The organism is Streptomyces flavofungini (genome assembly GCF_014650815.1).
GTDB classification, from domain to species: Bacteria; Actinomycetota; Actinomycetes; order Streptomycetales; family Streptomycetaceae; genus Streptomyces; species Streptomyces flavofungini.
Genome location: NZ_BMVR01000003.1, coordinates 418,413 through 445,331 on the forward strand (window position 1 = coordinate 418,413; position 26,919 = coordinate 445,331).

Here is a 26,919-nt window from a genome sequence, read left to right on the forward strand (position 1 = left end):
TGACTGAGAACACCACGCGCTCGCCCGCCGTCGCGGGCGGGAGGCGAGCCGCTCACGGACGTATCGCGGGCTGCGGAATTATGCGTAATCTGCGAGGGGGAGGTGACGGCATGCGCGAGGCGGACGCCGGGCTCTTCGGGCCCTCGTCGGTGACCTGGCAGGTGCACGGAGACCCGATGATGTGGGTCGCGGGCGTACGGGCGCTGTACCTCCAGGCCCTGCACCCGCGCGCGGTACGCGGCGTTATGCAGAACTCGGACTTCAGGAAGGACGCCTGGGGCCGCCTGATGCGCACCGCGCACTTCGTGGGCACGACGACGTACGGCACCACGCAGGCCGCGGAGAAGGCGGGCGCCCGCGTCCGCAAGATCCACTCCATGCTCTCGGCCGTCGACCCCGACACCGGGGAGCGCTACGGCGTCGACGAGCCCGAACTGCTGCTGTGGGTGCACTGCGCCGAGATCGACTCCTACCTGCACGTCCTGCGCCGCTCCGGCTTCCCGCTCAGCGACACGGCCGCCGACCGCTACGTCGCCGAACACCGCGAGAGCGCCCGCCTGGTCGGCCTCGACCCCGACGGCGTACCGGCGTCCACCGCCGAACTCGCCGCGTACTTCGAGAAGGTGCGCCCCGACCTCGCCGCCGGACCCGAGGCCCGCGCCGTCGACGACTTCCTGCTCCGGCCGCCCACCAAGGCCCTGCTCGTCCCGGCGCGCGCCCTGCTGTGGCGGCGCGTGGCGAACCTCGCGTACGCGTCCCTGCCCCGCTACGCCCACGAGCTGTACGGCAGGCCCGCCCCACCGCCGCCGACGGTCACCCGCCGCCTGGCCGCCACCGGCACCCTGCTGCGCCTCGTCCCGGCCCGGGTGCGCTGGCAGCTCCCGCCGAAGCACATTCTGCGCGCCATGGCCCGCCTCGGCCCCGGCGCCCGCCCCGACCGCCGCAATGTCCCGTACAAAGTCGACAGACGGGACGCCATACTGGACGGGCCGGGGAGGGCGCAGCGAGGCAACGGGGGCGACGGCACGCGATGGCGGACACCAGGCTGATCCAGGGCCGGTACCGACTGCTCGACCTGATCGGGCGCGGCGGCATGGGCGAGGTGTGGCGGGCACGTGACGAATCGCTCGGCCGCAAGGTCGCCGTCAAATGCCTCAAGCCGCTCGGGCCCCAGCACGACCAGTCGTTCACCCGGGTGCTGCGGGAGCGGTTCCGGCGCGAGGCCCGGGTCGCGGCGGCCCTCCAGCACCGCGGTGTGACCGTCGTGCACGACTTCGGCGAGAACGACGGCGTGCTGTTCCTGGTCATGGAGCTCCTGGAGGGCCGCAACCTGAGCCAGCTCCTGGAGGACAACAGACAGCACCCGCTGCCCGTCACCGACGTCGTGGACATCGCCGACCAGGTCTCCTCCGCGCTCGCCTACACGCATGAACAGGGCATCGTGCACCGCGACCTGAAGCCCGCCAACATCATGCGGCTCACCGACGGCACGGTGAAGATCTGCGACTTCGGCATCGCCCGGCTCGGCCACGACATCGGCTTCACCTCCCGCCTCACCGGCACCGGCATCGCCATGGGCACCCCGCACTACATGTCGCCCGAGCAGATCAGTGGCGCCGAGGTGGACCAGCGCAGCGATCTCTACTCGTTCGGCTGTGTGCTCTACGAACTCGTCACCGGGGCCCCGCCGTTCGACATGGAGGACGCCTGGGCGGTGCTCGTCGGCCACCGCGACACCGCGCCCGAGCCGCCCCGCCGCCACCGCGGCGAGCTGCCCGTGTACCTGGACCGGATCGTCCTCGACCTGCTCGCCAAGAGCCCCGACGAACGCCCCGCCGACGCCCGGGAGCTGGGCCGCCGCATCACCGCGGGCCGCAGCGCGCCCAGCGCGTACGTACCGACCGTCGTCTCGCCCTCGCTGCGCCGCCCCGGGGCCGCGCCCCCCGAACGCCCCGAGCCCGCCCTGCCGTCCTGGACGCGCGGCATGACCACCGGACACAAGGCGTCCGGCGCCGCCCTGCGCACCACACCGCCCGACGCCGCCGCGGGCCTGACCGGCGAGTGGATCCCGCGCGCCACCGGCCGCCACACCGTCGTGCCGCCGCCCGCCCCGGAGCGCCCCGCGCCCGCGCCGTCCGTCGTCGCCGCCCTCGTCAGCCGGCACAACGCGGGCCTCAGCCTCGGCCGCCTCAGCCGCTGGGCGGAGGCGGGAGAGGTGCACCGCGCCGTCGCCGCCGAGCGCGAGCACGTCCTCGGCCCCGACCACCCCGACACCCTCGCCAGCCGGTACGAGGTCGGCTTCACGCTCAGCCGCACGGGGCGCCCCGCGGACGCCCTGCGCGAGTACGGCCGCGTCGCCGAGGGCCGCGAACGCGCCCTGGGCGCCGACCACTTGGATACGCTCGCCGCGCGCCAGGAGATGGCGTACGTCCTCGGTCAGCTCGGGCGGCACTTCGAGGCGCACCAGGTGTACACGCAGGTGCTCGCGGTACGGGAGCGGACGGCGGGCCCCGACCACCCCGACACCCTTCGATGTCGTCACAACCTGGCCTTCAACCTCAGCCGCCTGGGCCGCCTTGAGGACTCCTACCGCCTCGCCCGCGACGTGGCCGCCGCCCGGGCCCGCGTCCTCGGCGCCACCCACCCCGACACCCTCGTCACCCGCTACGAAGTCGCGTACGCCCTGGGGCAGTTGGGGCACTGGCCGGAAGCGCTGCAGACGTACCGCGACGTGGCCGAGGCGCGCACGCGGGCGCTCGGCGCCGACCACCCCGACACGCTCGCGGCGCGCTACGAGGTCGGCATCAGCCTCGGGCGGCTCGGCCGCAGCGCGGAGGCCCTGGAGCTGTACCGCGTCCTGATCGAGGACCGCACCCGGATCAACGGCCCCGCCGACCCCGAGACCCTGCGCGCCCGGCACGGCCTCGGCGTGAACCTGGGCCGCCTCGGCCGCTGGGAGGAGGCCCTGGTGGAGGCCCGCGACGTGTGCGCGATCCGCGAACGCGTCCTGGGCGCAGGACATCCCGACACCCTGGTCAGCCGCCGCGAGGTCGCCGTCGGCCTCGGCTGGCTCGGCCGCTGGCCGGACGCCCTCACCGAGTACCGCCGCGTCGCGGCCGCCCGCGAACAGGTCCTCGGCCCCGGCCACCCCGACACCCTCGCCAGCCGCAACGACGAGGCCCACTGCCTGGAGCAGCTCGGCCGGGGCACGGAGGCGGTGGAGCTCTACCGGAGGGTGGCGGCACTGCGGCAGCAGCGGGCTTCGGGGGCGCACTGAGCCGCGTGGGCGCGGGGCGCGGCCTTCCCGGTCAGCCGCGGAGCTGGACGGGGGCGCGCATGGCGGCCAGCTCCGGATCGCCGTCCATGTCCATCGGGGTGCCCTTGGGGTAACGGGCGCAGTCGGCGTACGCGGAGACCTCGAGGCGGTCGCCGGGATAGGCCGTGAGCGTGACCGACGTGCCGTCCTTCGGGGGCCGCACGCTCAGCTGGAGGCGGTAACGGTCGTCGCGGTGCTCGGCCACCGTCCAGCCCTCGCGGGTCAGTTCCTTGCGCGCGTGCTGAAGGGCGACGACCGCCCGGGCGCGGGGCACGTCCCGCAGGGTCCAGTCGTAAGAAACGCTGACGACGTGCGGCTCGCTCGGCGGCGACGGGTCGAGTGCGTCGGACCAGGTGCGCAGGCCGCGGCGGTCGCAGTTGTAGGCGTCGGTGTACGCGCGCACCCCGGACCGCTCGGCGTCGAGCCGGGCGTGCGGCAGCGCGAGCGCGTCGTAGACCGTCTGGCTGCGCTCGTCCAGGTGCCGGGACGTCGCCGCCGGATCGGCGACGGGGTACGGGTCGCCCTGCCAGACCCCGTCGAACCACCGGGCCAGGCCGATGAAACCCGCGAGTGCCGCGACGATCCCCAGGCCCGCCGTGGTCGCTCTCACGGCCTTGCGGCGCTGCTCCGGAGCCATGCTGATCTTTGCCATGGGGGAATCCTGCGTCGGCGCGGTGCGACGGGCATGAGTACCCGTACTCAAGCGGGACCTGGGTCGCACGCGGCGAGCGGTGCCTGGAGCGTGCCCTCGCCACTGCTCCGCTCCCGCCCCCGGACAACCGCTCGATTCCGTGCTACCAAGGATCATGCGATCCAGCTACGACGCAGTGGTGGTCGGCGGCGGCCACAACGCCCTGGTTGCCTCCGCCTATCTGGCCCGGGCGGGCCACTCCGTGCTGCTCCTGGAACGGCTGCCCGACACCGGCGGAGCCACCGTGTCGACGCGCCCGTTCCCGGGCATGGACGCCCATCTCTCCCGCTACTCGTACCTGGTGAGCCTGCTGCCGCGGAAGATCGTGCGGGACCTGGACCTGGACTTCCGGGTGCGCACGCGGACCGTGTCGTCGTACACGCCGACGGTCCGCGCAGGCCGCCCCACCGGGCTCCTGGTGGGCGGTGGCGAGGCCCGCACGCGGGCGTCGTTCGCGCGGCTCACCGGCGACGACCGGGAGTACGCGGCCTGGCGGGAGTTCTACGCGCGCACGGCCCACGTCGCCACCCGGGTGTTCCCCACCCTCACCGAGCCGCTGCCGACGAAGAAGGAGCTGCGCGGCCGCGTCGACGACGAGACCGCCTGGCGCATGCTGTTCGAGGAGCCCATCGGCCGGGCGGTCGAGCAGCGGTTCGCCGACGACCTGGTCCGCGGCGTGGTCCTCACGGACGCGCTGATCGGCACGTTCGCCGACGCCCACGACCCGTCCCTGCGCCAGAACCGCTGCTTCCTGTATCACGTGATCGGCGGCGGCACCGGCGACTGGAACGTCCCCGTCGGCGGCATGGGCGCCCTGACCCACGCCCTCACCGACGCCGCCCGCGCGGCCGGCGCCGAGCTGCGCACCGGCCATGAGGTGACCCGCGTCGAGACCGACGGACGGCAGGCCGAGGTGACGTACCGGACGGAGGACGGCGAGGGCACGGTCGGGGCCCGCCACGTCCTGGTGGGCGCCTCGCCGCAGCAGCTCGCGGCGCTGACCGGGGACGCGCCGCCGCCCCCGGCCGAAGGCGCCCAGCTCAAGGTGAACATGCTCCTCGACCGGCTGCCCGCGCTGCGCGACCCGGACGTCGACCCGCGCGAGGCCTTCGCCGGGACCTTCCACATCGCCGAGGGGTACGGCGAGCTGGCGCGGGCGTACGCGCAGGCGGCGGCGGGCGGACCACCCGCGGCGCCGCCCTCGGAGATCTACTGCCACTCCCTCACGGACCCGAGCATCCTCGGCCAGGACCTCGTCGACCGAGGCTGTCACACCCTGACCCTCTTCGGCCTGCACACCCCCGCCCGCCTCTTCACCGACGCCACCCACGACGCGCTGCGCGCCGAACTCCTGACGTCGGCCCTCGCCCAGCTCGACGCGCACCTGGCCGAGCCGATCGCCGACTGCCTGGCCGTGGACGCGGACGGCCGTCCGTGCGTCGAGGCGAAGACCCCGCTCGACCTGGAGCGCGACCTGCGGCTGCCCGGCGGCAACATCTTCCACGGCGACCTGTCCTTCCCGTACGCGGACGAGAGCGCCCCCGACCAGCGGGGACAGGCGGGCCGTTGGGGCGTGGAGACCCGGCACGCGAACGTCCTCCTGTGCGGCGCGGGCGCCGTGCGCGGGGGCGGCGTCAGCGGCATCCCCGGGCACAACGCCGCGATGGCCGTACTGGAACGGTGAGGCGAAGCCGCGCGGAACGCGCTGGTGTACGGTCGGACACCGTTCGAAGCGCGAGGAGGACCCACGCGTGAGTGACGGAGACAAGAGGTGCTCACCATGGCTTCCCGACGCGCCGGCCGCAGCGCGGACTCCCCGACGTTCACCGAACAGGCGCGCCGCCGACAGCTCATCGAGTGCACGATCGACCTGATCTCCACCAAGGGCTACCCCGCGACGTCCCTGTCCGCCATCGCGGAACAGGCGGGCCTGTCCAAGGCGGCCGTCCTTTACCACTTCGCCTCGAAGGACAACCTGACCCGCGCGGCGCTGAACCATGTCCTGGAGGAGTTCACCGCGTACGTCGGCGACCGCGTCGCGGCCGAGGAGGACCCGCGCGCCGCCGTGATCGCCTACGTCCGCGCGATGATCGGCTACCAGCAGGCGCACCGCCGCCACGTCCGGGTCATCACGGAGATGCTCCTCGACGACCACGGCGGCACCCGCCTCAAGACCCCCGGCAGCCACGACACGGCGGGCCGCTGGCAGGCCCTCGCCGACCTCCTCGCCGAGGGCCAGCAGGCGGGCACCTTCCGCGCGTTCGACGTCCGCACCGTCTCCCTCGCCGTCGGCGGCGCCATCGACGGCGTCATCGGCCACTGGCTGGCCCACCCCGACCTCGACCTGGACGCGGCGGCGGCCGAGCTGGAGACGTTCACGCTGAACGCGATCGGGGCCGGGGGCGGCGACCACGCCGACCGCTGAACCGGGGGCGGGACGGGCACAGGGCGAACAGGTGTGTGCCCCGTGGGCCGTGGGCAGCACTTGGAGGGCGTCAGCCGTCGGCCGCCGGGGCCGGGGGCGACGCCGCAACCGCGTGCCGAAGGAGCGTCGCATGGGCGTCAGCAGCCCCTCGTCCGAACCGCAGGAGCCGTCCGCCGAGTCCCCACCCCCCGCCCTGCGCGGTCTCGACGCCGCCCTGCCCGAACTCGTCGCCCTGTACCGGGACCTGCACGCCCACCCCGAGCTCCCCTTCGAGGAGCACCGCACCGCCGCCGAGATCGCCCGCCGGGCCGCCGCGTACGGGTACGACGTCACCCCCGGCGTGGGCCGCACCGGCGTCGTCGCCGTCCTCGACAACGGAGAAGGTCCCACCGTCCTGCTGCGCGCCGACTTCGACGCCCTGCCCCTCGTCGAACTCACCGGCCTGCCCTACGCGTCGCGCACCGAGGGCGTGACGCACGCCTGCGGCCACGACATGCACGTCACCTGCCTCCTCGGCGCCCTGAAGCTGCTGGCCGAGGCGCGCGGGAGCTGGCGCGGGCGGATCGTCGCCGCGTTCCAGCCCGCCGAGGAGATCGGCGAGGGCGCGCAGGCGATGGTCGACGACGGCCTCGTCGAGCGCTTCGGGACGCCCGACGTGGTGCTCGGCCAGCACGTCGCGCCGCTGCCCGCGGGCATGGTGGCCTGCCACGCCGGACCGGCGTTCGCGGCCACCGACTCGCTGAAGGTCGTCATGTACGGCAAGGGCGCGCACGGTTCCCGGCCCGAGACGTCCGTCGACCCCGTGGTGATGGCCGCCGCGACGGTGATGCGGCTGCAGACCGTCGTCTCGCGCGAGGTCCCGGCAGGGGAGACGGCCGTGCTCACGGTGGGGTCGCTGCGGGCGGGCACGGTGGACAACGTCATCCCGGACGAGGCGGAGCTGCGGCTGAGCATCCGTTCGTACAAGGAGGACATCCGGGCCAGGATGCGCGCCGCCGTCGAGCGGATCGTGCGCGGCGAGGCATGGGTGGCGGGGGCCGACCGCGAGCCGGAGTTCACGCAGCTCGACGCGTTCCCGGTGCTCGTCAACGACGAGGCGGCGGTGGCCAGGACCATGGGTGCGATCGGCGCGGTCATCGGCGGCGGGCAGGTGATCGACCCGGGGCCCGTGACCGGCAGCGAGGACGTGGGGATCCTCGGCGCGGCGGCCAAGGCCCCGGTCTGCTACTGGCTGTTCGGCGGCTGCGACCCCGCGACGTACGCCGCGGCGGCGGCCGCGGGCACCCTGGACCGCGACATCCCGTCCAACCACTCGCCCCGCTTCGCCCCCGAGGCCGCACCGGCCGTCACCACCGGCGTGACGGCGATGACGACGGCGGCGCTCGCCTGGCTGGGGCGGGTGGAGTGAAGGTGGTAGGGACGGCGGGAGCGGGCGTGGCCGGGGCGGGTGGAGGGTGGCGTACGGCCTGAGGCTCAGCGCCAGTCGGGGGCGCCCGGCTCGGGCGCGGTGACGCTCTCGAGCCGGGTCCGGACCTCCCCCATGACCGCGACGACCCGGGCCTCGTGCTCCGCGCTGAGCCGGGCCACCGGCACCGAGCAGCTGATGGCGTCGGTGGCCGGTACGTCGTAGCGCAGGGCGAAGCCGAAGCCCACGATGCCGGTCACCGTCTCCTCGCGGTCGATGGAGTAGCCGCGCTCGCGCGTTTCGGCGAGGTCGGCGAGCAGCGTGCTCCGGTCGGTGTGCGTGTTCTCCGTGTACGCGGCCAACGGGCCCTCGGGCAGCGGCAGTTCGGCGTCGGCGCGCTCGGCGAGCAGGGCCTTGCCGAGGGCACCGGCGTGCGCGGGGATCCGGCGGCCGACCCGGTTGAGGCTGCGCGCGTACTCGTGGGACTCGCGCGTCGCGAGGTAGACGACGTTCGGGCCGTCGAGCCGGGCCAGGTGGATCGTCTCGCCGAGGGCGTCCGATGCCTGGTCGAGGGCGGGGCGGACCCGGCGCACGCGCGGGTCGCCGTCCAGGTAGCCGGTGCCCGTGAGCAGCGCGCGGATGCCGATGCCGTAGAGGGACCCGGTCGTGTCGGAGCGCACCCAGCCGCAGTCGACGAGGGTCTGCAGGAGCTGGTACATGCTGCTGCGCGGCACGCCCAGTTCCGCGGCGAGTTCGTCCAGGCGGGCGGGGCGGTCGCCCCGGGCGGCGAGCAGTTCGAGCAGCTCCACGGTGCGGGCCGCCGACTTCACCCCGCGGGTCCCGCTCGTCTTCGCCATGGCCACATCGTAATTCCGCGCGCCGCCCGGCCGCCGTGCGCATCGTCGTCGCCGTACGCAGGGGCGTCGCCACGCCCGTGGGCGGGCCGTCCGCATCGGCGCTGTCGCACCCATTGACCGCGCCCGTTCATCACCATAGCCTCCGTTCTCATACATGCACACCATCTGCATACAGGGATGAGATTCAGGATGCGGTTCAGCAGGGAGACCGAGGACGTGGTCCGGCGGCTGCGGGACGGTATGACGCGCGGAGTACTGTCCTTCCCGCTCACGAGCCTGCGGCAGGACGGTGGCCTGGACCTGGAGTCCTACCGGGCGTACCTGACCGGCCAGTTGAGCACCGCCCCGGGCGCGGGCGGGCCGGGCGCGGTGTTCCCCGCCTGCGGCACCGGGGAGTTCTTCTCGCTGGACGAGGACGAGTACCGCGCGGTCGTCGAGGCCACGGTCGAGATCGCCGCCGGGCGGCTGCCCGTGGTCGCGGGTGTCGGGTACGGCTGGGCGCAGGCGCTGCGGTTCGCCCGGATCGCGCAAGAGGCGGGCGCCGACGCCCTGTTGGTGCTCCCGCACTATCTCGTCGAGGCGCCGCAGGACGGCCTCGTCGAGCAACTGCGCCAGCTCGCCCGCGGGACGACGCTGCCCCTCATCGCGTACCAGCGCGGCCAGGTCGCCTTCACCCCCCGAAGCCTGCGCCGCATCGCGGAGATCCCCACGGTCGTCGGCCTCAAGGACGGGCACAGCGACCTCGACCGGCTGCAGCGCCTCACCCTGGCCGCGCCCGACGGCTTCCTCTTCTTCAACGGCGCCGCCACCGCCGAGATCCAGGCCCGCGCGTACGCGGCCGTCGGCGTCCCGGCCTACTCCTCGGCCGTGCACGCCTTCGCGCCGGAGATCGCGGGCGCCTGCTTCACCGCTCTGCGGGACAGCGACGACGCGGCGGTGGACCGGCTGCTGCGCGACTTCTACGTGCCGCTGGTCGAACTGCGCGACCGGGTGCCCGGGTACGCCGTCGCCCTCGTCAAGGCCGCGGCCCGGCTGCGCGGACTGCCGGTCGGGCCCGTGCGCGCCCCGCTCGTCGACCCGGGCCCCGCCGACCTCGCCGACCTGGAGAAGATCCTCGACGACGGCCTGAAGCTCGCCGGAGCCAGGCACTCGCACGCCGCCTGACGGACCGTCATCGAATCCGCTCGCCCAACAGCCCCCAGGCGCGCGGCGGGTGAGCGCCCGAGACCCACCTGCTCAACCGTTCGAAGGGGAACGGACATGCCTCTCCTCGTGGTCGGGATCAGCGTGCTCGTGCTGCTGCTCCTCATGACCCGCCTGAAACTCAACGGATTCGCCGCGCTGCTGCTCGTGGCGGTCGGCGTCGCGCTCGTCCGCGGGATACCGGTCGCCGACATCCCCGACGTCCTCTCCGAGGGCATCGGGGGCCAGATCGGCGACACGATGCTCACCATCGGGCTCGGCGCCATGGTCGGCCGGGTCCTGGGCGACTCCGGCGCGGCGCAGCGGATCGCGGGCAGGCTGCTCGCCGCGTTCGGGCCGCGCTGGGTGCAGGTGGCGATGGTGGTCACGGCCATGCTCATCGGCGTGACCATGTTCTACGAGGTCGCCTTCGTCATCATCGTGCCCATCGCCTTCACGCTGGTCCGGGTCACCGGGGCGAAGCTGCTGTGGGTGGGCCTGCCGATGTCCATCGCCCTGTCGACCATGCACAGCTTCCTGCCGCCGCACCCCGGCCCCACCGCCGTGGCCTCGACGTTCCACACGTCGGTCGGCCACACCCTCTGCTACGGGCTGTTCATCGCCGTGCCCATCGGCGCTCTCGTCGCGCTCGCGTGGCCGAGGCTGCCGTTCATCAAGGTGATGAACCCCGCCGTCCCCAGGGGCCTGGTCGGCGAGGGCGAGTTCACCGACGAGGAGATGCCGGGCCTCGGCTGGTCGCTGTTCGTGGCGCTGTTCCCCGTGGTGCTGATCGCCGGGGCCGCCGTGACGGACATGGCCACGTCCGGCGAGCGCCCGTTCCTGCACGTCGTCGCCTTCATCGGGTCGCCGCCGATCGCGCTCCTCCTCACCCTGTCCCTCGCGACCTGGGCGTTCGGGCCCCGCATCGGCCGCGGCATGGCGGACGTCAGCGCCTCCTGCACCTCGGCGGCCCAGGCGATGGCGATGATCCTCCTCGTCATCGGGGCGGGCGGCGCCTTCAAGAACGTCCTCGTCGAAGGCGGCATCTCCGACTACATCAAGGACGCCACCGACACCTGGACCATCTCGCCGATCGTCCTGGCCTGGCTCATCGCGGTCATCCTCCGCGTGGCCCTCGGCTCCGCGACGGTCGCCGTCGTCGCCGCCTCCGGCGTGGTCCTCCCGATCCTCGCCGGCAGCGGCATCCACCCCGAGATCATGGTGCTCGCCGTCTCCTGCGGCTCCATCGCCTGCTCCCACGTCAACGACCCGGGCTTCTGGCTGTTCAAGGAGTACTTCAACCTGACGGTCATCGAGGCGATCAAAGTCCGCACCACGTACACGACGGTCCTCGCGATCCTGGGCCTCGGCGGTGTCCTGGCCCTGGAGCGGACGCTGGACGTCCTCCACCTCTGAACGCTCCGCCCCTCCCTCAGCCCCTCCCTCACCTCCTCCGGAAGGACCCCGCCCGGCATGAGCAGCCAGCCGACCGTCACGCACTTCGCCGTCTACCCGGTCGCGGGCCGCGACTGCATGGAGCTGAACCTCTCCGGCGCGCACGGCCCGTACTTCACCCGCAACATCGTGGTCCTCAAGGACTCCGAGGGCCGCACGGGCCTGGGGGAGGTGCCGGGCGGCGAGAAGATCACGCAGACGCTACGGGACGCCGAACCTCTGGTCGTCGGGGCCGAGTTGGGCAACTACAAGCAGGTCCTCCGTGCGTTGGGGAGCCGGTTCGCGGACCGTGACGCGGGTGGGCGCGGCGCCCAGACCTTCGACCTGCGGACCACGGTGCACGCCGTCACGGCCGTCGAGTCGGCCCTGCTCGACCTGCTCGGCCAGCACCTCGACGTGCCGGTCGCGGCCCTCCTCGGCGACGGCCAGCAGCGCGATTCCGTACGCGTACTCGGCTATCTCTTCTACGTCGGCGACCCGGACCGCACCGACCTCGACTACGTCCGGGAGCCCGGCGCGGACGTCGACTGGTACCGCATCCGGCACGAGGAGGCGCTCACCCCGGAGGCGATCGTCCGCCAGGCCGAGGCGACCCACGCCCGGTACGGCTTCCGGGACTTCAAGCTCAAGGGCGGAGTCCTGCCGGGCCCCGAGGAGGTCGAGGCGATCCGCGCCCTCAAGGCCCGCTTCCCCGAGGCGCGGATCACCCTGGACCCGAACGGCGCCTGGTCCCTGCGCGAGGCCATCGACCTGTGCGCGCCCCTGGTCGGCACCCTCGCCTACGCCGAGGACCCCTGCGGAGCCGAGGACGGCTACTCGGGCCGCGAGATCCTGGCCGAGTTCCGCCGCGCCACCGGCCTGCCGACCGCGACCAACATGATCGCCACCGACTGGCGCCAGCTGACCCACGCCCTCGCCCTCCAGTCGGTCTCCATCCCCCTGGCCGACCCGCACTTCTGGACCATGCAGGGCTCGGTCCGCGTCGCCCAACTCTGCAACTCCCTGGGCCTGACCTGGGGCTGCCACTCCAACAACCACTTCGACATCTCCCTCGCCATGGTCACCCACTGCGGCGCCGCGGCCCCCGGCTCGTACAACGCCCTGGACACCCACTGGATCTGGCAGGAGGGCCTGGAACGCCTGACGGTCACCCCGCCCCGGATCATCAACGGCGAGATATCCGTCCCCGACGCCCCGGGCCTCGGCATCACCCTCGACACCGACCGCCTCCACGCGGCCCACGACCTCTACCAGGAGAAGGCCCTGGGCGCGCGCGACGACAGCACCGGGATGCAGTACCTCATCCCCGGTTGGCGGTTCGACGCGAAGCGCCCTTGCCTGGTCCGCCCATGACGGAGCGTCACACTCCAGGCATCGTCATCCATGGCGACAATCCGGCGCTCTGTCGACCTACGAGGTCGAGTGCGGCGCCGCCGACGGCTCCAGCATGGTTTCCAGGTTCTTCCGGGCGATCTGCTTGCGGAACTCCCCCTCGTAGCCGGGGTCACCGGAGTCGTGCATGGTCTGGGTCATCCAGACCGCGGAGGCCTGGCGCTCCCAGGTGTGGTTCAGGCAGGTGTCGGAGTAGCCGTCGAGCAGGCTCGAGTCGTTCTTCTCGACGTGCTGGACGACCCCGCGGGCGAGTACGTCGGCGTCGTGGAGGGCGAGACTCATGCCTTGCGCGCTCATCGGAGAGATGAGGTGGGCCGCGTCCCCGAGAAGGTAGAGCCGCCCGAAGCCCATGGGGCTGAAGACCACTCCGCGCAGCGGCACGACCTGCTTGTTCGTGATCGGGCCCTGGGGGTCCACGGGTGTACCGAAGCGTGCCTCCAGTTCGGTCCAGACGCGCTCGTCGGGCCACTGCTCGACGGTGTCGGTGAGCGGGCACTGCAGGTAGAGGCGACTCGCGTGCGGGCCGCGGGTGATCTGCGCGGCGAAGCCGCGCGCGTGCACGGCCAGCACGGCCAGGGGGTCCGCCGGTGCCTCCGTCAGCACGGTCAGCCAGGCGTAGCCGAACTCGTGGGTGAAGCAGGTGAGGACGTCCTCGGGGATGGCCGTCCTGCTGACGCCGCGGTAGCCGTCGGCCCCTGCGACGAAGTCGCAGGTGACCGTCCGTGTCGAGCCGTCGGCCTCCCGGTAGCGCACCAGCGGCTGCTCGGTGCCGATGTCGTGCAGCGACAGGTCCCGCGCCTCGAAGCGCAGGTCACCGCCATCGCGCAGGAAGACCCTGATCAGGTTGCGAACGAGGACCTGCTGCGGGCAGAACGCCCCGTCGACATCGTCCTCGCCCCTCTTCCACTGCCGCTTCTCCCCATCGATGAGCAGCGGCATCCCCGAGTCGGAGTCACCGTGGCTGTGGCCCTCCACGGCCTCGCCCACCCCCCACTCGTTCAGTACGCGCACGCCGCCGCCATCGATAGCCCCGCCCGCTGCCGCTGCTCCACGTATGCACGGCTCTGCTTCTCAAGGACGACGCACCCGACCCCCTTCCGCAGGAGGAAGTTGCCCAGCGCGAGTCCGGCGACTCCGCCCCCTACGATCACGACGGTCGTGTCCTTGCCGGTGTTGGTCATGGTCTTCGAGCTCCTTGCGCACAGTGGGGCCGCACGTGCCGGAGCGTGAACGGTCGTGCCGTTCCGCCGGCGCGGCGTTACTGACACCACTGTGGAACCCGACCCCGGCCGTCACCAACCGGTGAATGGACAGGCGATGCCGAAAACCCGCCAACATGGCGTGCTCGGCAGGGGCCTCGGGCGAGGCCGCTACGGCGCCGCGGGGCTGTGGCGCAGGTCCGCCTGGTAGCTGCCCGGGGTCTGGCCGACGACGTCATGGAAGGCGTCGATGAAGCTGGACGGGTTCGACCAGCCGCACGCCATCGCGGTGTCGGTGACCGACATGCCGGACGTCAGGTGGGCCAGGGCGTGGTGGATGCGCAAGATGGTGCGCCACCGGTGGAAGCTCATGCCGAGCTCGGTGTGGAACAGGCGGCTCAGGGTGCGCTCGCTGGCCCCCGCGGCGCGTCCGAGATCCGCCAGGGTCGCGGGCCGGGCGGGATCGGCGTGCAGGAGGCCGGTGGCGGCGCGCAGCCGGTCGTCCTTGGGTTCGGGCAGGTGCAGGGACTGCTCAGGGGCGTCGGACAGCTCGTCGATGGCTACGGCGAGCAGCCGCTGGTGGGCGCCGGGACGCCTCTCGGGCCGGTCACCGGTCAGGGCCAGTACGGCCTCGCGCAGCAGCGGGCTGACCGCGAACACGCTGGGGTGTTCGGGGAGTTGGCCGCACAGGTCGACCGGAATCGTCAGCAGGCGTGCGTCGGTGCGGCCGTAGAAGTGGTGGGAGTGGGCGAAGCCGGGCGGCGTCCAGGTCACACGGTTGGCCGGGGCCACCCAGGTGCCGCGCCCGGTCGTGGTGGCCAGCGTCCCGGCTGCCGCGTAGACGAGTTGACCCGCCACGTGAGCGTGGGGGGCCATCGTGTAGCCGTGCGGAATCCACCCGGCGCCGCTGGGCACGTCCTGCGGCTCCGAGGGTCCCGAAGAGGGGTGGCGGCTTTTCGGCATCAGGAGTCAGCCTACGGGTGGTGCGCGCGGCGGTGCGGGCCGATGCCGTCCGCGTGTCGGAACGTACTCGATGGCGTGCTGCCACCCGGTGCGGCCCGCGTTCGACCTTGAGAGCCGCCTGCACGGGCAGGACGGACCCGGCTCCGCGGTCTCCGCTTCATCCGCGCAGGCCATCCGTGGCCCCGGCCGCAGGCGTCCCGCCCGGACCCCGCCGCGCGAACCCGGGAGCATGCTCCGGTCGCACCCCCACCCCGCCCACGTACCCGGCCACCATCCGCAGGACCGGCACCCGCCGCAGCAGTCGGAGCGGGGCCGGGAGACGGCCGGGGCGGAGGGTGCCGTCGAGGGCGGGGCGCAGGAGGGTTTCGTGTTCGGTGAGTTGGGAGCGCTGGGTCAAGGTGGCGGGGAACGCGCGGCGGCGCTGGACGCGGTGCAGGTCGGCGGTCGTGGGGCGGCCCCGGCGCAGCGGGGCGGCCAGGTGGCGGGCCGCGGCCACGGCGTCCTGGACGGCGAGGTTGACGCCGATGCCGCCCACCGGGGACATGGCGTGGGCGGCGTCGCCGATGCACAGGAGGCCGTCGCGATACCAGTGGGGGAGGCGGCCCATGGTGACGTCGAGGAGCTTCACGTCGTCCCAGGACCCGATCGCGAGCAGCGCTTCGTGGTCCCAGCCGAGGAGGTCGCCCAGGCGGTCGCGGAACCAGCCGATGTCGTGGGAGCGCAGCCGGGAGTCCGCGCCCTTCTTGATGAGGTAGGAGGTCTGGTAGTAGTCGCCGCGGTCCATCGTGGCGGCGACCTGGCCGTCGCGGACGCTCAGGAACACCTGGCCGCGCCTGCGCCGGTCGCGCGGCGCGGGGACCCGGACCTGCCACACGTCCATCGGCACCTCGAACGACCGGGGCACGAGCCCGGCCGCCGCGCGGACCACGGAGTCCCGGCCGTCGCAGGCCACCGTCAGATCGGCCGCCAGCTCGCCCGGCGCGCCGTGTTCGTCGGTGTACGTCACGCCGGTGACCCGCCCCGTCGCGTCCGTGCGCAGACCCGTCACGGCCGTCCGCATCCGCAGGCGGAACGACGGCTCCTCGGCCGCCGCCGACGCGAGCAGGTCGAGGAAGTCCCACTGCGGGACCATCGCGATGTACTTGTGCCGACCGGGCACGCGGCGCAGGTCGGCCGCCACGAAGGTGGTGCCCTCGACCTGCATCCGCATCTGAGTGAGGCGCTGCGCGGGCAGCCGGTCGAAGCGTTCGCCCAGGCCCAGTTCGTCCAGGAGCCGCAGCGTCGACGGGTGCACCGTGTCGCCCCGGAAGTCGCGCAGGAAGTCGCCGTGCTTCTCCAGGACGGTGACCTCGACCCCGGCCCTGGCGAGGAGCAGGCCCAGCATCATGCCCGCCGGTCCGCCGCCCACCACACAGCATGTCGTGCGTTCCATGTCCGACTCCCCTCGTGAGCGTCATGCGTCCCGCGTCCCGGCCGGCTCGCGTCCCGGGTGTCTCGCGCTGCGCGGGTCCGGTCACTCTAACCGAATGGTCAGATAGCTGACCATGCGGTCAGACGGATGGGCGCGTAAATTATCTGACACTGCATCAGAAACCTCTTCCCTCGGCCGGGCCGCTGCGGCATCCTGCGCGCATGCAGACGGAGCTGAGCAAGCAACTCGGAGTCGAGTACGCCGTCTTCGGCTTCACGCCGTTCCCCGCCGTGGCGGCCGCCATCAGCCGGGCGGGCGGGTTCGGGGTGCTCGGCGCGGTCCGCTACACCGCGCCCGACGACCTCGCGCGGGACCTCGACTGGATGCAGGAGCACGTGGACGGGCTGCCCTACGGGCTCGACGTCGTCATGCCCGCGAAGAAGGCGGAGGCGCCGGGCGGGCAGGCGCTCACCGAGGCCGACGTGGAGGCGATGATCCCGGCGGGGCACCGGCAGTTCGTCGAGGAGACCCTCGCCAAGCACGGGGTGCCGGGGCTGGCCGAGGGCGAGGCGTCGGGCTGGCGCATCACCGGCTGGATGGAGCAGGTGGCGCGCGGCCAGTTGGACGTCGCCTTCGACTACCCCATCAAGCTCCTCGCCAACGCCCTCGGCTCCCCGCCCGCCGACGTCATCGAACGCGCCCACGAGCAGGGCGTCCTCGTCGCCGCCCTCGCGGGCAGCGCCCGGCACGCCCGGAAGCACGCGGACGCCGGGATCGACATCGTCGTCGCGCAGGGGTACGAGGCGGGCGGCCACACCGGCGAGATCGCCTCCATGGTGCTCACGCCCGAAGCCGTCGAGGCCGTTGCGCCGCTGCCGGTGCTCGCGGCGGGCGGCATCGGCAGCGGTGAGCAGGTCGCGGCGGCCCTCGCGCTCGGCGCGCAGGGTGTGTGGCTCGGCTCGGTGTGGCTCACGACGACGGAGGCCGACCTCCATTCCTCCGCGCTGACGAGGAAGTTGCTCGCCGCCGGGTCCGGGGACACCGTCCGCTCCCGGGCACTGACGGGCAAGCCCGCACGGCAGTTGCGTACGGAGTGGACCGACGCCTGGGACGACCCGGCCGGGCCCGGGACGCTGCCGATGCCACTGCAGGGGCTGCTCGTCGCCGAGGCCGTCTCGCGGATCCAGAAGTACGAGGTGGAGCCGCTGCTCGGTACGCCTGTCGGGCAGATCGTGGGGCGGATGAACAGCGAGCGCAGCGTCCAGGCCGTGTTCGACGACTTGACCCGGGGCTTCGAGCGGGCCGTCGAGCGGTTGAACCGGATCGCGGGACGGGCCTGAGGGGGGCACGAAGGGCGGCCGCCCGGCCGACGCCCCGGGGCGCCACCCCCCCCGTGCCCCGCACCCCACACCTCCGCCAAGCCCCGCGCCAACCCCCCGAGGAGACCCGATGAGCACCCCGCCCAACGGATTCTGGGCCCAGGCCGGTGCCGACCCCGGCCGTACCGTCCTCGTCGACCCCGGCGGCGCGGAGTGGACGGCGGGCCGCCTGCACGCCGACGTCAACCGGCTCGTGCACGGCTTGCGCGCGGCCGGTCTTGAGCGTGGCGACGCGTTCGCCGTCGTGCTGCCCAACAGCGTGGAGTTCCTGACCGCGTACCTCGCCGCCAGCCAGGCCGGATTCTATCTCGTCCCGGTCAACCACCATCTGGTGGGCCCGGAGATCGCCTGGATCGTCGCCGACTCGGGCGCTAAGGTCCTCATCGCGCACGAGCGGTTCGCCGCCGCGGCGACCACGGCGGCCGACGAGGCGAAGCTCCCCGCGACGCACCGCTACGCCGTCGGGGACGTACCGGGATTCCGGCCGTACGCCCAACTCGTCAACGGACAGCCGGAGTCGGTGCCCGCCGACCGCACCCTCGGCTGGGTCATGAACTACACGTCCGGCACCACCGGACGCCCCCGCGGCATCCGCCGCCCGCTTCCGGGCAAGCCGCCCGAGGAGTCCTACCTGGGGGGCTTCCTCGGCATCTTCGGCATCAAGCCGTTCGACGACAACGTCCATCTGGTGTGCTCGCCGCTCTACCACACGGCCGTGCTCCAGTTCGCGGGCGCGGCCCTCCACATCGGCCACCCCCTCGTCCTGATGGACAGGTGGGCGCCCGAGGACATGCTGCGCCTCATCGACGAGCACGCCTGCACCCACACCCACATGGTCCCCACTCAGTTCCACCGCCTGCTCGCCCTGCCGGGGGAGACCAGGGCGGCGTACGACGTGTCGTCGATGCGGCACGCCATCCACGGGGCCGCGCCCTGCCCCGACCATGTGAAGCGGGCGATGATCGAGTGGTGGGGCGCGTGCGTCGAGGAGTACTACGCGGCCAGCGAGGGCGGCGGCGCGTTCGCCACCGCGGAGGACTGGCTGAAGAAGCCGGGGACCGTCGGAAAGGCCTGGCCCATCAGTGAGTTGGCGGTCTTCGACGACGACGGGGAGAGGCTGCCGCCCGGTGAACTCGGCACCGTCTACATGAAGATGAGCACCGGCGGCTTCTCGTACCACAAGGACGAGTCGAAGACGCGCAAGAACCGCATCGGCGACTTCTTCACCGTCGGCGACCTCGGCTACCTGGACGAGGACGGCTATCTCTTCCTGCGCGACCGCAAGATCGACATGATCATCTCGGGCGGCGTCAACATCTACCCGGCGGAGATCGAGTCCGCGTTGCTCACCCACCCCGCGGTCGCCGACGCCGCCGTGTTCGGCATCCCGCACGACGACTGGGGCGAGGAGGTCAAGGCCGTCGTCGAGGCTGCCGACGGACACCCGGCGGACGACGCGCTCGCCGCCGACATCCTGCGCCACTGCGAGCGCCGACTCGCGGGCTACAAGCGGCCCAAGAGCGTCGACTTCGTCGCGGCCATGCCCCGGGACCCCAACGGCAAGCTGTACAAGCGGCGGTTGCGGGAGCCGTACTGGGAAGGGCGGGAGCGGGCGGTGTGAGATCGCCGCGCTCCCGCCCCCAGGTGGGTGTCAGCGCTGGCGGACCTGCACCACCTGCAGGCCGGGCGCGCTGCGGATGTCCTTCTCGCAGAAGCGCGACGTCACCCAGCGCTCGTCCGCGTACAGCCGTGTCTGGTCGCTGTAGTGCGGCGAATGGGGGTTCGACGACTGGGAGTAGGTCAGCAGGGTGCGGGCCTTGGGGCAGGACGACTTGTCCCAGCCGACGGCCTGGATGTGGCTGGAGCCGTGCGCCACCTCCGTGTAGCCGCCGCCCGCCGCGTTCCACCGCGGCTCGATCTTGTTCCAGACGCCGAGGGACTCGGTGCCGCCGTGGATCGGCAGCCGCTTTCCGTTCCGTACGACGAACTGGTGCTCGCCGAGCCGGGAGTCGAGCGGAATCCGTGCTGCCGTCAGCTCCGTCACCGTGTCGGCGAGGGCCGTCGCGAAGGCGGGTGCGTCGGTGTTGAGGGTGTTCGGGGTGCGCACCGGATCGGCGGCGGAGAACGGCACCTTCCAGAGTCGGGCGTTCGGCACCTTCGCCGTCAGGGCGCGCCAGAACCGGTCGAAGAGCAGCGCGCCCCGGCTCGACGTGTCCATGGTGCGGTCCCAGGACTTGATCACCCGGCAGGCCTCGCCCACGTCGACGGCCTTGCCGTCGGTGGTCCGCGCGGCACCGGGCGGCAGCGCGGCGCAGGCACGCGCCGCATCGGCCGCGGCGAGGTCACCGGCCGGTACGCGGTTCGCGAACTGCTGGCGCTGGAGGTCCTTGACCGTCAGGTCGCCGTGCCGGGCCATGGCCGCGACGTCCTCGATCGCGCCGCGGGTGCGCATCGAGCGCTGGGTGCCGATGGTGCCGAAGACCCGCTCGTACCCGGTCAGGGGCTGGTCGGCGTTGCTCAGCCAGGCGCTGTCGTTGGAGTTCTCCGCGTACGGGGCGTTCTTGATCGTCGGCAGTCGCGACGGGCCGAACGTGCCCCGCTGGATCGCGTCCTTGTCCGTGCCGAGCGCGCACCGGCCGCGCGACCCGTCGAGGACGGCGACGCCCGCCGCCGGGTAGGTGGCCTTGCCGAGGGCGGTGGAGCAGCGCCCGACGAGGTCGTCGGTGAGCCGGGGCAGCACCTGCGACTGCGTGAGCAGCGTGTCGCCGTGCCGGTCGGCGGCGACGGTGTTGACCCACGGCAGGCCCTGGGTGTCGCGCAGCGCGCGCAGGACGCCCCGGGTCGAACGGGCCTGGCCGAAGCGGAGGTCGGTGTCCCCGGCGCGCAGGTTGCGGGAGTTGGGGTCGTTGAGGGCGTACGCCGTCGTCTTCGTCCAGGGCAGCGGCAGTTCGGCGCCGAGCGAGGTCACGACGGGGCCGAAACGGGTCCAGTACTGCGTGCGGGTCACCGGGGTGCCGTTCTTGACCGGGACGGTGACGGTCCGCTTCGTCATCCGCTCGCGCTTGCCGTCCACGAGGTACGCGGTCGGGTCCGCGGGGTCCAGGGTCAGCTCGTGCACGTTGAAGGGGACGCCCGTCGCGACGGTGTGGCTCCACGCCACGTGCCCGTTGAAGCCGACGCTGACCACCGGCGTGCCGATGAGCGAGCCGCCGGACACGTTCAGCTCGCCGGGGATGGTCTGCTGCGACTGCCAGAAGCGGCGGCCGCCGTGCCAGGGGTAGTGCGGGTTGCCGATGAGCAGGCCGCGGCCGTCGGCGGTGGTGGTGCCGTTGAAGGCGACGGCGTTGGAGCCCATGTCGGCGTTGCCGGGGCCGGGGGAGACCAGGTCGCGGGCCGCCTTCGCGGCCTTCCCCGGGTCCGGCGCCCGGCGCGTCGCGTCCGCGCCGGTTGGCTCGGCGCCCGCGCCCGGGGGCGTGGCCGCGACGATGCCGTTGATGCCGCGGCCCTCGCCGCCGAGCACCGACACGGCGTAGCCGAGCCGGGCCTGGTCCATCGTGGTCGCCGGGCGCACCCAGTCGGCCTTCGCGCACGCCGGGTCGGTGATGCGGTTCTGCTTCAGCCAGGCGTTGTAGCCCGCGGCGAATCCGCGCGTCAGCTCCTTGCCCTCGCGGCTCATGCCGAGCGGGGCGGACTGCCGGTACAGCCGTTCCACGGTGCCCGCGTCGCGTACGCCCCGGAAGTACTGGTCGCTCGTGAGGTTCGTGCTTGCGGACGACAGCTCGCCGCCGGGGTCGCCGTCGGGGCCGAAGTACCGGGAGCGCTCGCCGCGTACGGTGACGATCCCCTCGGCGAGCGTGCACACCTGGTCCTCGGCCTGTGCCCAGCCGGTGCCGAAGCCGAGGTCGGCGTAATCGTCGGCGCGGATGTGGGGGATGCCGTACTCGGTGTAGCGGATCGTGGCGGACAGGCCGCCGCCGGACGGGTGGGCGCCGGGCGGGCTGTCGTCGTCCTGGGCCGCCGCGACGGGCGACAGCAACGCCGAGGCGGTGAGCAGCGCGGCGCCGAACGCCACGACGGGTCTGGTGCGGATGCGCATAGAGCCTCCCAACTGGTGTGAGAGCAGTGGCCGTTGGAGCGTACCAAGCGGTATGTATCTTGTCCGGAGCGCCTGGCCAGCGGCGACGCGCGCGGTGCGGGGGCCTTGACCGGCGTACCTGGCCGCCCGCAGGATCACGCCCATGACGGGTGAACGCGGCGGGGCGACGACAGGGGCGGGCACGGCCACCACGGGGGCGCGCGGCAGCACGGTCGACGGCGTCCTGCGGCGCAGCGCCCGCCGGGCACCGGACCGCACCGCACTCCACTACGGCGACCGCTCCTGGACGTACGCCGAACTCGACGACGCCGTCTCCCGCGCGGCCGCCGTCCTGCGCGCCACCGGCCTCGGCCCCGGCGACCGCGTCGGCGCCTACGCCCACAACTCGGACGCCTACCTCATCGGCTTCCTGGCCTGCGCCCGCGCGGGCCTCGTCCACGTCCCGGTCAACCAGAACCTCACCGGCGACGACCTCGCGTACATCGTCCGGCAGTCCGGCAGCACGCTCGTCCTCGCGGACCCCGACCTCGCCGACCGCCTCCCCGAGGACGTGGCCGTCCTGCCGCTCAGGGACGCCGACGACGCACTCCTCGCCCGCCTCACGACCACCGCCCCCTACGACGGTCCCGCACCGGACGCCGAGGACCTCGCGCAACTCCTGTACACCTCGGGCACCACGGCCGCCCCCAAGGGCGCCATGCTCACCCACCGGGCCCTCGTCCACGAGTACATGAGCGCCGTGCACGCCCTGGACCTCCAGGAGTCCGACCGGCCGCTGCACTCCCTGCCGCTCTACCACTCGGCCCAGATGCATGTGTTCCTGCTGCCGTACCTGGCCGTCGGCGCCGAGAACACGATCCTCGACGCGCCCGACGCCGTAAGGATCTTCGACCTGGTCGCGGCGGGCCGCGCCGACAGCCTGTTCGCGCCGCCCACCGTGTGGATCGGCCTGTCCCAGCACGCCGACTTCGCCACCCGCGACCTGAGCGCCCTGCGCAAGGCCTACTACGGCGCGTCGATCATGCCGGTGCCGGTCCTGGAACGGCTGCGCTCCCGCCTGCCCGGCCTCGCCTTCTACAACTGCTTCGGCCAGAGCGAGATCGGCCCGCTCGCCACCGTCCTCGGCCCGGACGAGCACGAGGGCCGCATGGAGTCCTGTGGGCGGCCCGTCCTGTTCGTCGAGGCGAGGGTCGTCGACGAGGCGGGCAAGGAGGTGCCGGACGGCACCCGGGGCGAAGTGGTCTACCGCTCGCCGCAGTTGTGCGAGGGCTACTGGGACAAGCCGGAGGAGACCGCCGAGGCCTTCCGCGACGGCTGGTTCCACTCCGGCGACCTGGCGGTGCGCGACGCGGAGGGCTACTTCACGGTCGTGGACCGGGTGAAGGACGTCATCAACTCCGGGGGAGTCCTCGTCGCCTCGCGCCAGGTCGAGGACGCGCTCTACACCCACCCGGCCGTCGCCGAGACCGCCGTCGTCGGCCTCCCCGACGAGCGCTGGATCGAGGCCGTCACCGCCGTCGTCGTACGCGGCGAGGACGTCACCGAAGCCGAACTCATCGCCCACGCCCGCGAACGGCTCGCGCATTTCAAGGCGCCCAAGCGCGTGGTGTTCGTGGACGCCCTGCCGCGCAACGCCAGCGGGAAGATCCTCAAGAGGGAGCTGCGGGACAGCCTCGGCTCGGGCTGACCGGCGGGCCGCTCGAACCCGCGGGCCTCGCACGGCGCGGGCCTCGCACGGCGCGGGCCTCGCACGGCGCGGGCCTCGCACGGCGCGGGCCTCGCACGGCGCGGGCCTCGCACGGCGCGGGCCTCGCACGGCGCGGGCCCCTCACGGCGCGGCGTGGGCGCTCCGGAGTTCGGCGAGCAGCCGCCACAACTGGTCACGGGCGTGCGGGTTGAGGCTCTCGTCCGCGGCCAGGGCGGCGCAGAGCGCGGTTCCCTGCCGGGGCGACCGGTGCGCCAGCGCGCGGGCCGCCGCGACGCGGTGCCCGTCCCGCAGACCGGCGTCGGCGGTGAGTGCCGTGGCCAGGGCGATGGCGCGGGCGTCCGGGCAGCGGGCCAGCAGGGCCTCGGCGGCGGCGACCCGCACCTGTCCGACGAGGGAGTCGTCCATGGCCAGCCCGGCACACAGATCGGCCGCACGCGGGAACGGGAGACGGCCCAGCGTCTTGACGATCCGTCGGCGGCGCGCGGGATCCAGCCGGGCGTCCGCGGCGAGCAGGGCGTACTGGCCGGCTCCGCGCGCGTCCCTGACGGAGACCAGAAGGATGGCCATCCAGGTGCGGTGCGTCGCGCTGAGCGTGGGCTGCGCGCAGAGGTCCGCGCACAGGTCGGCGGCGCGCGGGTCACCGAGCCGCACCAGAGCGCGCAGCGCCCGCACCCGGGCCTCGTCGTCCAGGTCGGTGTCCTGCCCCAGCGCGGCGCACAGCTCCGCGCCGCGCGGATCCCATCCGGCCAGCGCACGCGCCGATCTGACGCGCACGGTCCCGGGCAGGGCGGGGTCCGAGGCGAGGCGCACGCACAGCTCGACGCCGCCTGCGCCGCCCGCGCGTGGCAGGGCCCGGGCCGCCCACATGGCGGCACGGTCGTCGAGCGAGGGATCCTTGACGAGGTCCGCGCAGATCCCGATGGCGTCGGGGTGCCCCACGCCGAGCACGACGTCCACGGCTTCCTCGCCCTCCTGGTACTCGTAGGGGTGGGCGGCACCGGTCCTGAGCAGCCGCAGCGCCGTGTCCACGACGGTGGTGACGACCTGCGGAGGCAGCGCGGCACCGAACCGCGCGAGGTGGACGACGAACTCGCAGGCGAGCAGCGGGTAGTCGGCATTGACCAGGTGGCACAGGCGCTCACTGATCTGCTTCATGGCCTCCGGGTCGCCGCTCTCCGATGCCGCGTCCAGGAGGAAGGAGATGTAGGAGAGGTACTCGTGGGGGATGCGGACGCCGTACTCGACGCGCCACTCCGACGCATCGGGGTTCTGGCGTTCGAAGACGCGCCTGAGTGCGGGCCCCAGCGCGTGGGCGCCGTCGGCCAGGGCGTGCTGCGCGGCCAGGAACTCGAGCAGCGTCTGGTGCCAGAACTCCAGCCGCCCGGCACCGGCCGTCAGCAGTCCACTGCCGCGCAGCGCGGCCTCCAGGAACGCGAGCCACTCCCGCGGGGGGACCGCGGAGGGCTGCTCCGCCGCGGGCAGCTTCGCCAGGACGTCGATCGCGGACCGCCGGTTGTCGCCGTGCAGGACGTCCGCGACCTGGGCGATCAGGGCGGGTAGCTGGTCCAAGGTGCGTTCGACGGCCCTCAGGGCCTGGTCGCCACGCCCTTGGAGGGCGGCGCGGGTCTGGGCCCGGACCCGTACGAGACCGGCGGGGTTGCGGCCGCAGTCGAGCAGCTCGATGTAGCTGCGGTAGATCGCGCCCCGGCTGCTCGGCAGCGCCCCGTCCGGCCCTGCCGCGTAGAGGCGGCACAGCATGGTGGCCATGAGCGGACTGCTCGCCAGCTCGGCCAGGTTCGCCCGTGCCAGGACGGTCAGGAAGCGGTCGGCCGCCCGCTGTGGATCGGGCAGCCCCAGGTAGCGGAACCACACCTGGGCGAGGTCTCGCACATCGTGGTCCTGGAACGGCTTCAGCACGAAGTGCAGCGTGAAGCTCTCCAACTCCTCGTCGGCGAGCGGCCGCGTGGCGACGACGAACCGGAACGGGCCCGCCGGGGCACCTTCGCTGAGCGCGGCGAGATTGCCCAGCACGCTCCGGCGGACACTGACGTCGGCGATCTCGTCGAGCCCGTCGACAAGCACCGTCCAGCGTGCCCCGGGGCCGGGGCCCCTGCTGAACAGCGCCGGGGAGAGCGTCTCCAGGAGCCCGAAAGGCGCCAACTCCGCGGTCGCGGCGGCCGCGAGAGCCTCCGCGAGGGGCTGCCCGGCCAGCGCCGCCGCGGGAACCAGTACGGGAACGCTCACCTCGTCGGCCTCGCCGCGCCGACGGGCCTCGATGCCCAGGGCGAGACAGCGGCGCAGCAGACTGGTCTTGCCGCCACCGGCTCCGGCGACCACGACGCAGGGTTCCTCGCTGGTGAACACCTCCTCGGCGGAGACCTCTTCGAAGAGCCGGGCGGTCAGCCGATCCCGGCTTCCCACGGTCCCCGCTCCCTCGTTCGCTTCACCCCCTTGACCCCCTTGACCCCCTTGACTCCCTTGCGGGTGCTCGATGAGACGCCTCCTGACACACCGGCGGAGGTAGACGTCCGCGAGCGGCGGGGTGCGGCCGAACGACACGTCGTCGTAGGGATGCGTGCCCGCGTAGCGCTCGGCCGCCGCCAGATAGTGGTCGAGCTGACCGGCCTGCTCGTACGACGACGTCCGGTGCGCCTGTTCCCGTACGCCCTCCAGGGCGTCGAGCGTCAGCCGACAGCCCAGGAGTTCCTCCAACTGCCCCCGTTCGTCCGCCGACAGGGTCTCGGCCCAGCGGTCCACCCGGGAAGCCCCGAGCCGACCGGACCCGTCGCCGAGGTGATGGCGCGAGACGATGCCGACGATGTGTCCGTCGCTGAACACCGCCGCGCCGGACATGCCCTCCCAGGGCGAGACCGGGCGGGCTCCTGCCGCAGAGGGGACGGTCTGGGCCACACGCAGGTCCAGCGTTCCCTCACGGCGGTTGGCCAGCACCGAACAGACGGCGTGGACGTGCTCGCAGTCCCGGTAGCGCGAACCGTCCTTCCGCTCCCGCAACTTGAAGCGAGGGAAGCCCGCCGCGCTGCACCGCAGCAGCAGGTCCTCCTCGGGGACCCGGCCGAAGCGCGCCGCGCCGGCCTTCGGCACCTGCCGCGACGGCACGCCGAGAACGGCGACATCAACACCCTCGTGCCGCCACCGCACGTGCGCGGTCACGCTGTATTCACCGGGCCGGTCGGCGTCGAACCGCACGCGCGCGTGGCGGGCTCCCGTGACGACGTGCGCGGCGGTCAGGACGATGCCGGGCCCCACCAGGTAGCCGGAGCCGCGGCGTTCGCCCGCGCCGTGCGTCACGACGATCTCCGCCACCTGACCGGCCCGCAGTCCGGACACGTCCGCCACCTGTTCCACCTGAGCCAGCGACTGGCTAGGCTCCACCCGACCAACTGCCGTGTGGCACAAGCCACATGGACGAGAGTACGACG

General features: G+C 73.2%; 19 protein-coding genes. 11 read left to right on the top strand and 8 right to left on the bottom strand.

The genetic code is table 11. From position 1 onward, the window contains the following. Positions 1-110 precede the first annotated feature (110 nt). A complete protein-coding gene (locus IE274_RS09160) occupies positions 111-1,049 on the top strand; it encodes an oxygenase MpaB family protein (RefSeq protein ID WP_190115110.1) in 939 nt (312 codons plus the stop codon). Next, the gene (locus IE274_RS09165; RefSeq protein WP_190115111.1) at positions 1,031-3,277 is read left to right on the top strand and encodes a serine/threonine-protein kinase; all 2,247 of its coding nucleotides are present in this window, start codon (positions 1,031-1,033) and stop codon (positions 3,275-3,277) included. Before IE274_RS09160 ends, IE274_RS09165 begins: the two co-directional genes overlap by 19 nt. A gap of 31 nt (positions 3,278-3,308) precedes the next feature. On the opposite strand, the gene IE274_RS09170 is transcribed toward IE274_RS09165, so the two are convergent. Continuing rightward, positions 3,309-3,968 (bottom strand): hypothetical protein, encoded by a 660-nt coding sequence (locus IE274_RS09170; RefSeq protein WP_190115112.1) that lies wholly within the window; start codon positions 3,966-3,968, stop codon positions 3,309-3,311. Positions 3,969-4,122: 154 nt separating this feature from the next. On the opposite strand from IE274_RS09170, the gene IE274_RS09175 reads away from it, so the two are divergent. The 3 genes from IE274_RS09175 (at position 4,123) to IE274_RS09185 (ending at position 7,840) form a co-directional block, all read left to right on the top strand. Next, positions 4,123-5,691 (top strand): phytoene desaturase family protein, encoded by a 1,569-nt coding sequence (locus IE274_RS09175; RefSeq protein ID WP_190115113.1) that lies wholly within the window; start codon positions 4,123-4,125, stop codon positions 5,689-5,691. Positions 5,692-5,787: 96 nt separating this feature from the next. Beyond that, positions 5,788-6,432, top strand: coding sequence for a TetR/AcrR family transcriptional regulator (locus IE274_RS09180; protein ID WP_190115114.1), 645 nt, complete (start codon positions 5,788-5,790; stop codon positions 6,430-6,432). Positions 6,433-6,562: 130 nt separating this feature from the next. Next, positions 6,563-7,840 (top strand): amidohydrolase, encoded by a 1,278-nt coding sequence (locus tag IE274_RS09185; protein ID WP_190115115.1) that lies wholly within the window; start codon positions 6,563-6,565, stop codon positions 7,838-7,840. Between the two features lie 65 nt (positions 7,841-7,905). On the opposite strand, the gene IE274_RS09190 is transcribed toward IE274_RS09185, so the two are convergent. Beyond that, positions 7,906-8,694 carry an IclR family transcriptional regulator gene (locus IE274_RS09190; RefSeq protein ID WP_190115116.1) on the bottom strand — a complete coding sequence of 263 codons (789 nt, stop codon included), beginning with the start codon at positions 8,692-8,694 and terminating at the stop codon, positions 7,906-7,908. 189 nt (positions 8,695-8,883) lie between these two features. On the opposite strand from IE274_RS09190, the gene IE274_RS09195 reads away from it, so the two are divergent. The 3 genes from IE274_RS09195 (at position 8,884) to IE274_RS09205 (ending at position 12,684) form a co-directional block, all read left to right on the top strand. Further along, the gene (locus IE274_RS09195; RefSeq protein ID WP_190115117.1) at positions 8,884-9,858 is read left to right on the top strand and encodes a 5-dehydro-4-deoxyglucarate dehydratase; all 975 of its coding nucleotides are present in this window, start codon (positions 8,884-8,886) and stop codon (positions 9,856-9,858) included. A 96-nt stretch (positions 9,859-9,954) separates the two neighbouring features. After that, entirely contained in the window at positions 9,955-11,292 is a 1,338-nt protein-coding gene (locus IE274_RS09200) for a gluconate:H+ symporter (protein ID WP_190115118.1), read from the top strand. A 57-nt stretch (positions 11,293-11,349) separates the two neighbouring features. Continuing rightward, positions 11,350-12,684 carry an enolase C-terminal domain-like protein gene (locus IE274_RS09205; protein ID WP_190115119.1) on the top strand — a complete coding sequence of 445 codons (1,335 nt, stop codon included), beginning with the start codon at positions 11,350-11,352 and terminating at the stop codon, positions 12,682-12,684. Positions 12,685-12,741: 57 nt separating this feature from the next. Here IE274_RS09205 and IE274_RS09210 read toward each other — a convergent pair whose 3' ends face one another. The 4 genes from IE274_RS09210 to IE274_RS09220 all read right to left on the bottom strand — a co-directional run bounded on the left by IE274_RS09210 (position 12,742) and on the right by IE274_RS09220 (position 16,317). Further along, on the bottom strand, positions 12,742-13,734 hold the full coding sequence (locus tag IE274_RS09210; protein WP_268255562.1) for an FAD-dependent monooxygenase: 993 nt from the start codon (positions 13,732-13,734) through the stop codon (positions 12,742-12,744). Further along, positions 13,722-13,904, bottom strand: coding sequence for an FAD-dependent monooxygenase (locus tag IE274_RS40025; RefSeq protein WP_268255563.1), 183 nt, complete (start codon positions 13,902-13,904; stop codon positions 13,722-13,724). Before IE274_RS40025 ends, IE274_RS09210 begins: the two co-directional genes overlap by 13 nt. Before the next feature lie 189 nt (positions 13,905-14,093). Next, a complete protein-coding gene (locus tag IE274_RS09215; protein WP_190115120.1) occupies positions 14,094-14,885 on the bottom strand; it encodes an AraC family transcriptional regulator in 792 nt (263 codons plus the stop codon). 157 nt (positions 14,886-15,042) lie between these two features. Next, positions 15,043-16,317, bottom strand: coding sequence for an FAD-dependent oxidoreductase (locus IE274_RS09220; protein ID WP_190115121.1), 1,275 nt, complete (start codon positions 16,315-16,317; stop codon positions 15,043-15,045). 200 nt (positions 16,318-16,517) lie between these two features. On the opposite strand from IE274_RS09220, the gene IE274_RS09225 reads away from it, so the two are divergent. Together IE274_RS09225 and IE274_RS09230 are read left to right on the top strand one after the other, a co-directional pair. Further along, entirely contained in the window at positions 16,518-17,636 is a 1,119-nt protein-coding gene (locus IE274_RS09225; protein ID WP_190115122.1) for an NAD(P)H-dependent flavin oxidoreductase, read from the top strand. A gap of 109 nt (positions 17,637-17,745) precedes the next feature. Then, entirely contained in the window at positions 17,746-19,296 is a 1,551-nt protein-coding gene (locus IE274_RS09230) for an acyl-CoA synthetase (RefSeq protein ID WP_190115123.1), read from the top strand. A gap of 30 nt (positions 19,297-19,326) precedes the next feature. Here IE274_RS09230 and IE274_RS09235 read toward each other — a convergent pair whose 3' ends face one another. After that, a complete protein-coding gene (locus IE274_RS09235) occupies positions 19,327-21,771 on the bottom strand; it encodes a penicillin acylase family protein (RefSeq protein ID WP_190115124.1) in 2,445 nt (814 codons plus the stop codon). A 142-nt stretch (positions 21,772-21,913) separates the two neighbouring features. Here IE274_RS09235 and IE274_RS09240 point away from each other — a divergent pair, with 142 nt between their 5' ends. Then, a complete protein-coding gene (locus IE274_RS09240; protein WP_190115125.1) occupies positions 21,914-23,458 on the top strand; it encodes an acyl-CoA synthetase in 1,545 nt (514 codons plus the stop codon). Between the two features lie 141 nt (positions 23,459-23,599). Here the strand turns inward: IE274_RS09240 and IE274_RS09245 are convergent, their stop codons facing one another. Beyond that, positions 23,600-26,836, bottom strand: a complete 3,237-nt coding sequence (locus tag IE274_RS09245; RefSeq protein ID WP_190115126.1) for a trypsin-like peptidase domain-containing protein — start codon at positions 26,834-26,836, stop codon at positions 23,600-23,602. Positions 26,837-26,919 lie beyond the last annotated feature (83 nt).

Coding starts and splice junctions, on each gene's coding strand:
- IE274_RS09230 (WP_190115123.1), top strand. CDS start 17,746: ATGAGCACCCCGCCCAACGGATTCTGGGCCCAGGCCGGTGCCGACCCC.
- IE274_RS09220 (WP_190115121.1), bottom strand. CDS start 16,317: ATGGAACGCACGACATGCTGTGTGGTGGGCGGCGGACCGGCGGGCATG.
- IE274_RS09185 (WP_190115115.1), top strand. CDS start 6,563: ATGGGCGTCAGCAGCCCCTCGTCCGAACCGCAGGAGCCGTCCGCCGAG.
- IE274_RS09160 (WP_190115110.1), top strand. CDS start 111: ATGCGCGAGGCGGACGCCGGGCTCTTCGGGCCCTCGTCGGTGACCTGG.
- IE274_RS40025 (WP_268255563.1), bottom strand. CDS start 13,904: ATGACCAACACCGGCAAGGACACGACCGTCGTGATCGTAGGGGGCGGA.
- IE274_RS09240 (WP_190115125.1), top strand. CDS start 21,914: ATGACGGGTGAACGCGGCGGGGCGACGACAGGGGCGGGCACGGCCACC.
- IE274_RS09205 (WP_190115119.1), top strand. CDS start 11,350: ATGAGCAGCCAGCCGACCGTCACGCACTTCGCCGTCTACCCGGTCGCG.
- IE274_RS09195 (WP_190115117.1), top strand. CDS start 8,884: ATGCGGTTCAGCAGGGAGACCGAGGACGTGGTCCGGCGGCTGCGGGAC.
- IE274_RS09200 (WP_190115118.1), top strand. CDS start 9,955: ATGCCTCTCCTCGTGGTCGGGATCAGCGTGCTCGTGCTGCTGCTCCTC.
- IE274_RS09180 (WP_190115114.1), top strand. CDS start 5,788: ATGGCTTCCCGACGCGCCGGCCGCAGCGCGGACTCCCCGACGTTCACC.
- IE274_RS09170 (WP_190115112.1), bottom strand. CDS start 3,968: ATGGCAAAGATCAGCATGGCTCCGGAGCAGCGCCGCAAGGCCGTGAGA.
- IE274_RS09235 (WP_190115124.1), bottom strand. CDS start 21,771: ATGCGCATCCGCACCAGACCCGTCGTGGCGTTCGGCGCCGCGCTGCTC.
- IE274_RS09215 (WP_190115120.1), bottom strand. CDS start 14,885: ATGCCGAAAAGCCGCCACCCCTCTTCGGGACCCTCGGAGCCGCAGGAC.
- IE274_RS09165 (WP_190115111.1), top strand. CDS start 1,031: ATGGCGGACACCAGGCTGATCCAGGGCCGGTACCGACTGCTCGACCTG.
- IE274_RS09225 (WP_190115122.1), top strand. CDS start 16,518: ATGCAGACGGAGCTGAGCAAGCAACTCGGAGTCGAGTACGCCGTCTTC.
- IE274_RS09175 (WP_190115113.1), top strand. CDS start 4,123: ATGCGATCCAGCTACGACGCAGTGGTGGTCGGCGGCGGCCACAACGCC.
- IE274_RS09190 (WP_190115116.1), bottom strand. CDS start 8,694: ATGGCGAAGACGAGCGGGACCCGCGGGGTGAAGTCGGCGGCCCGCACC.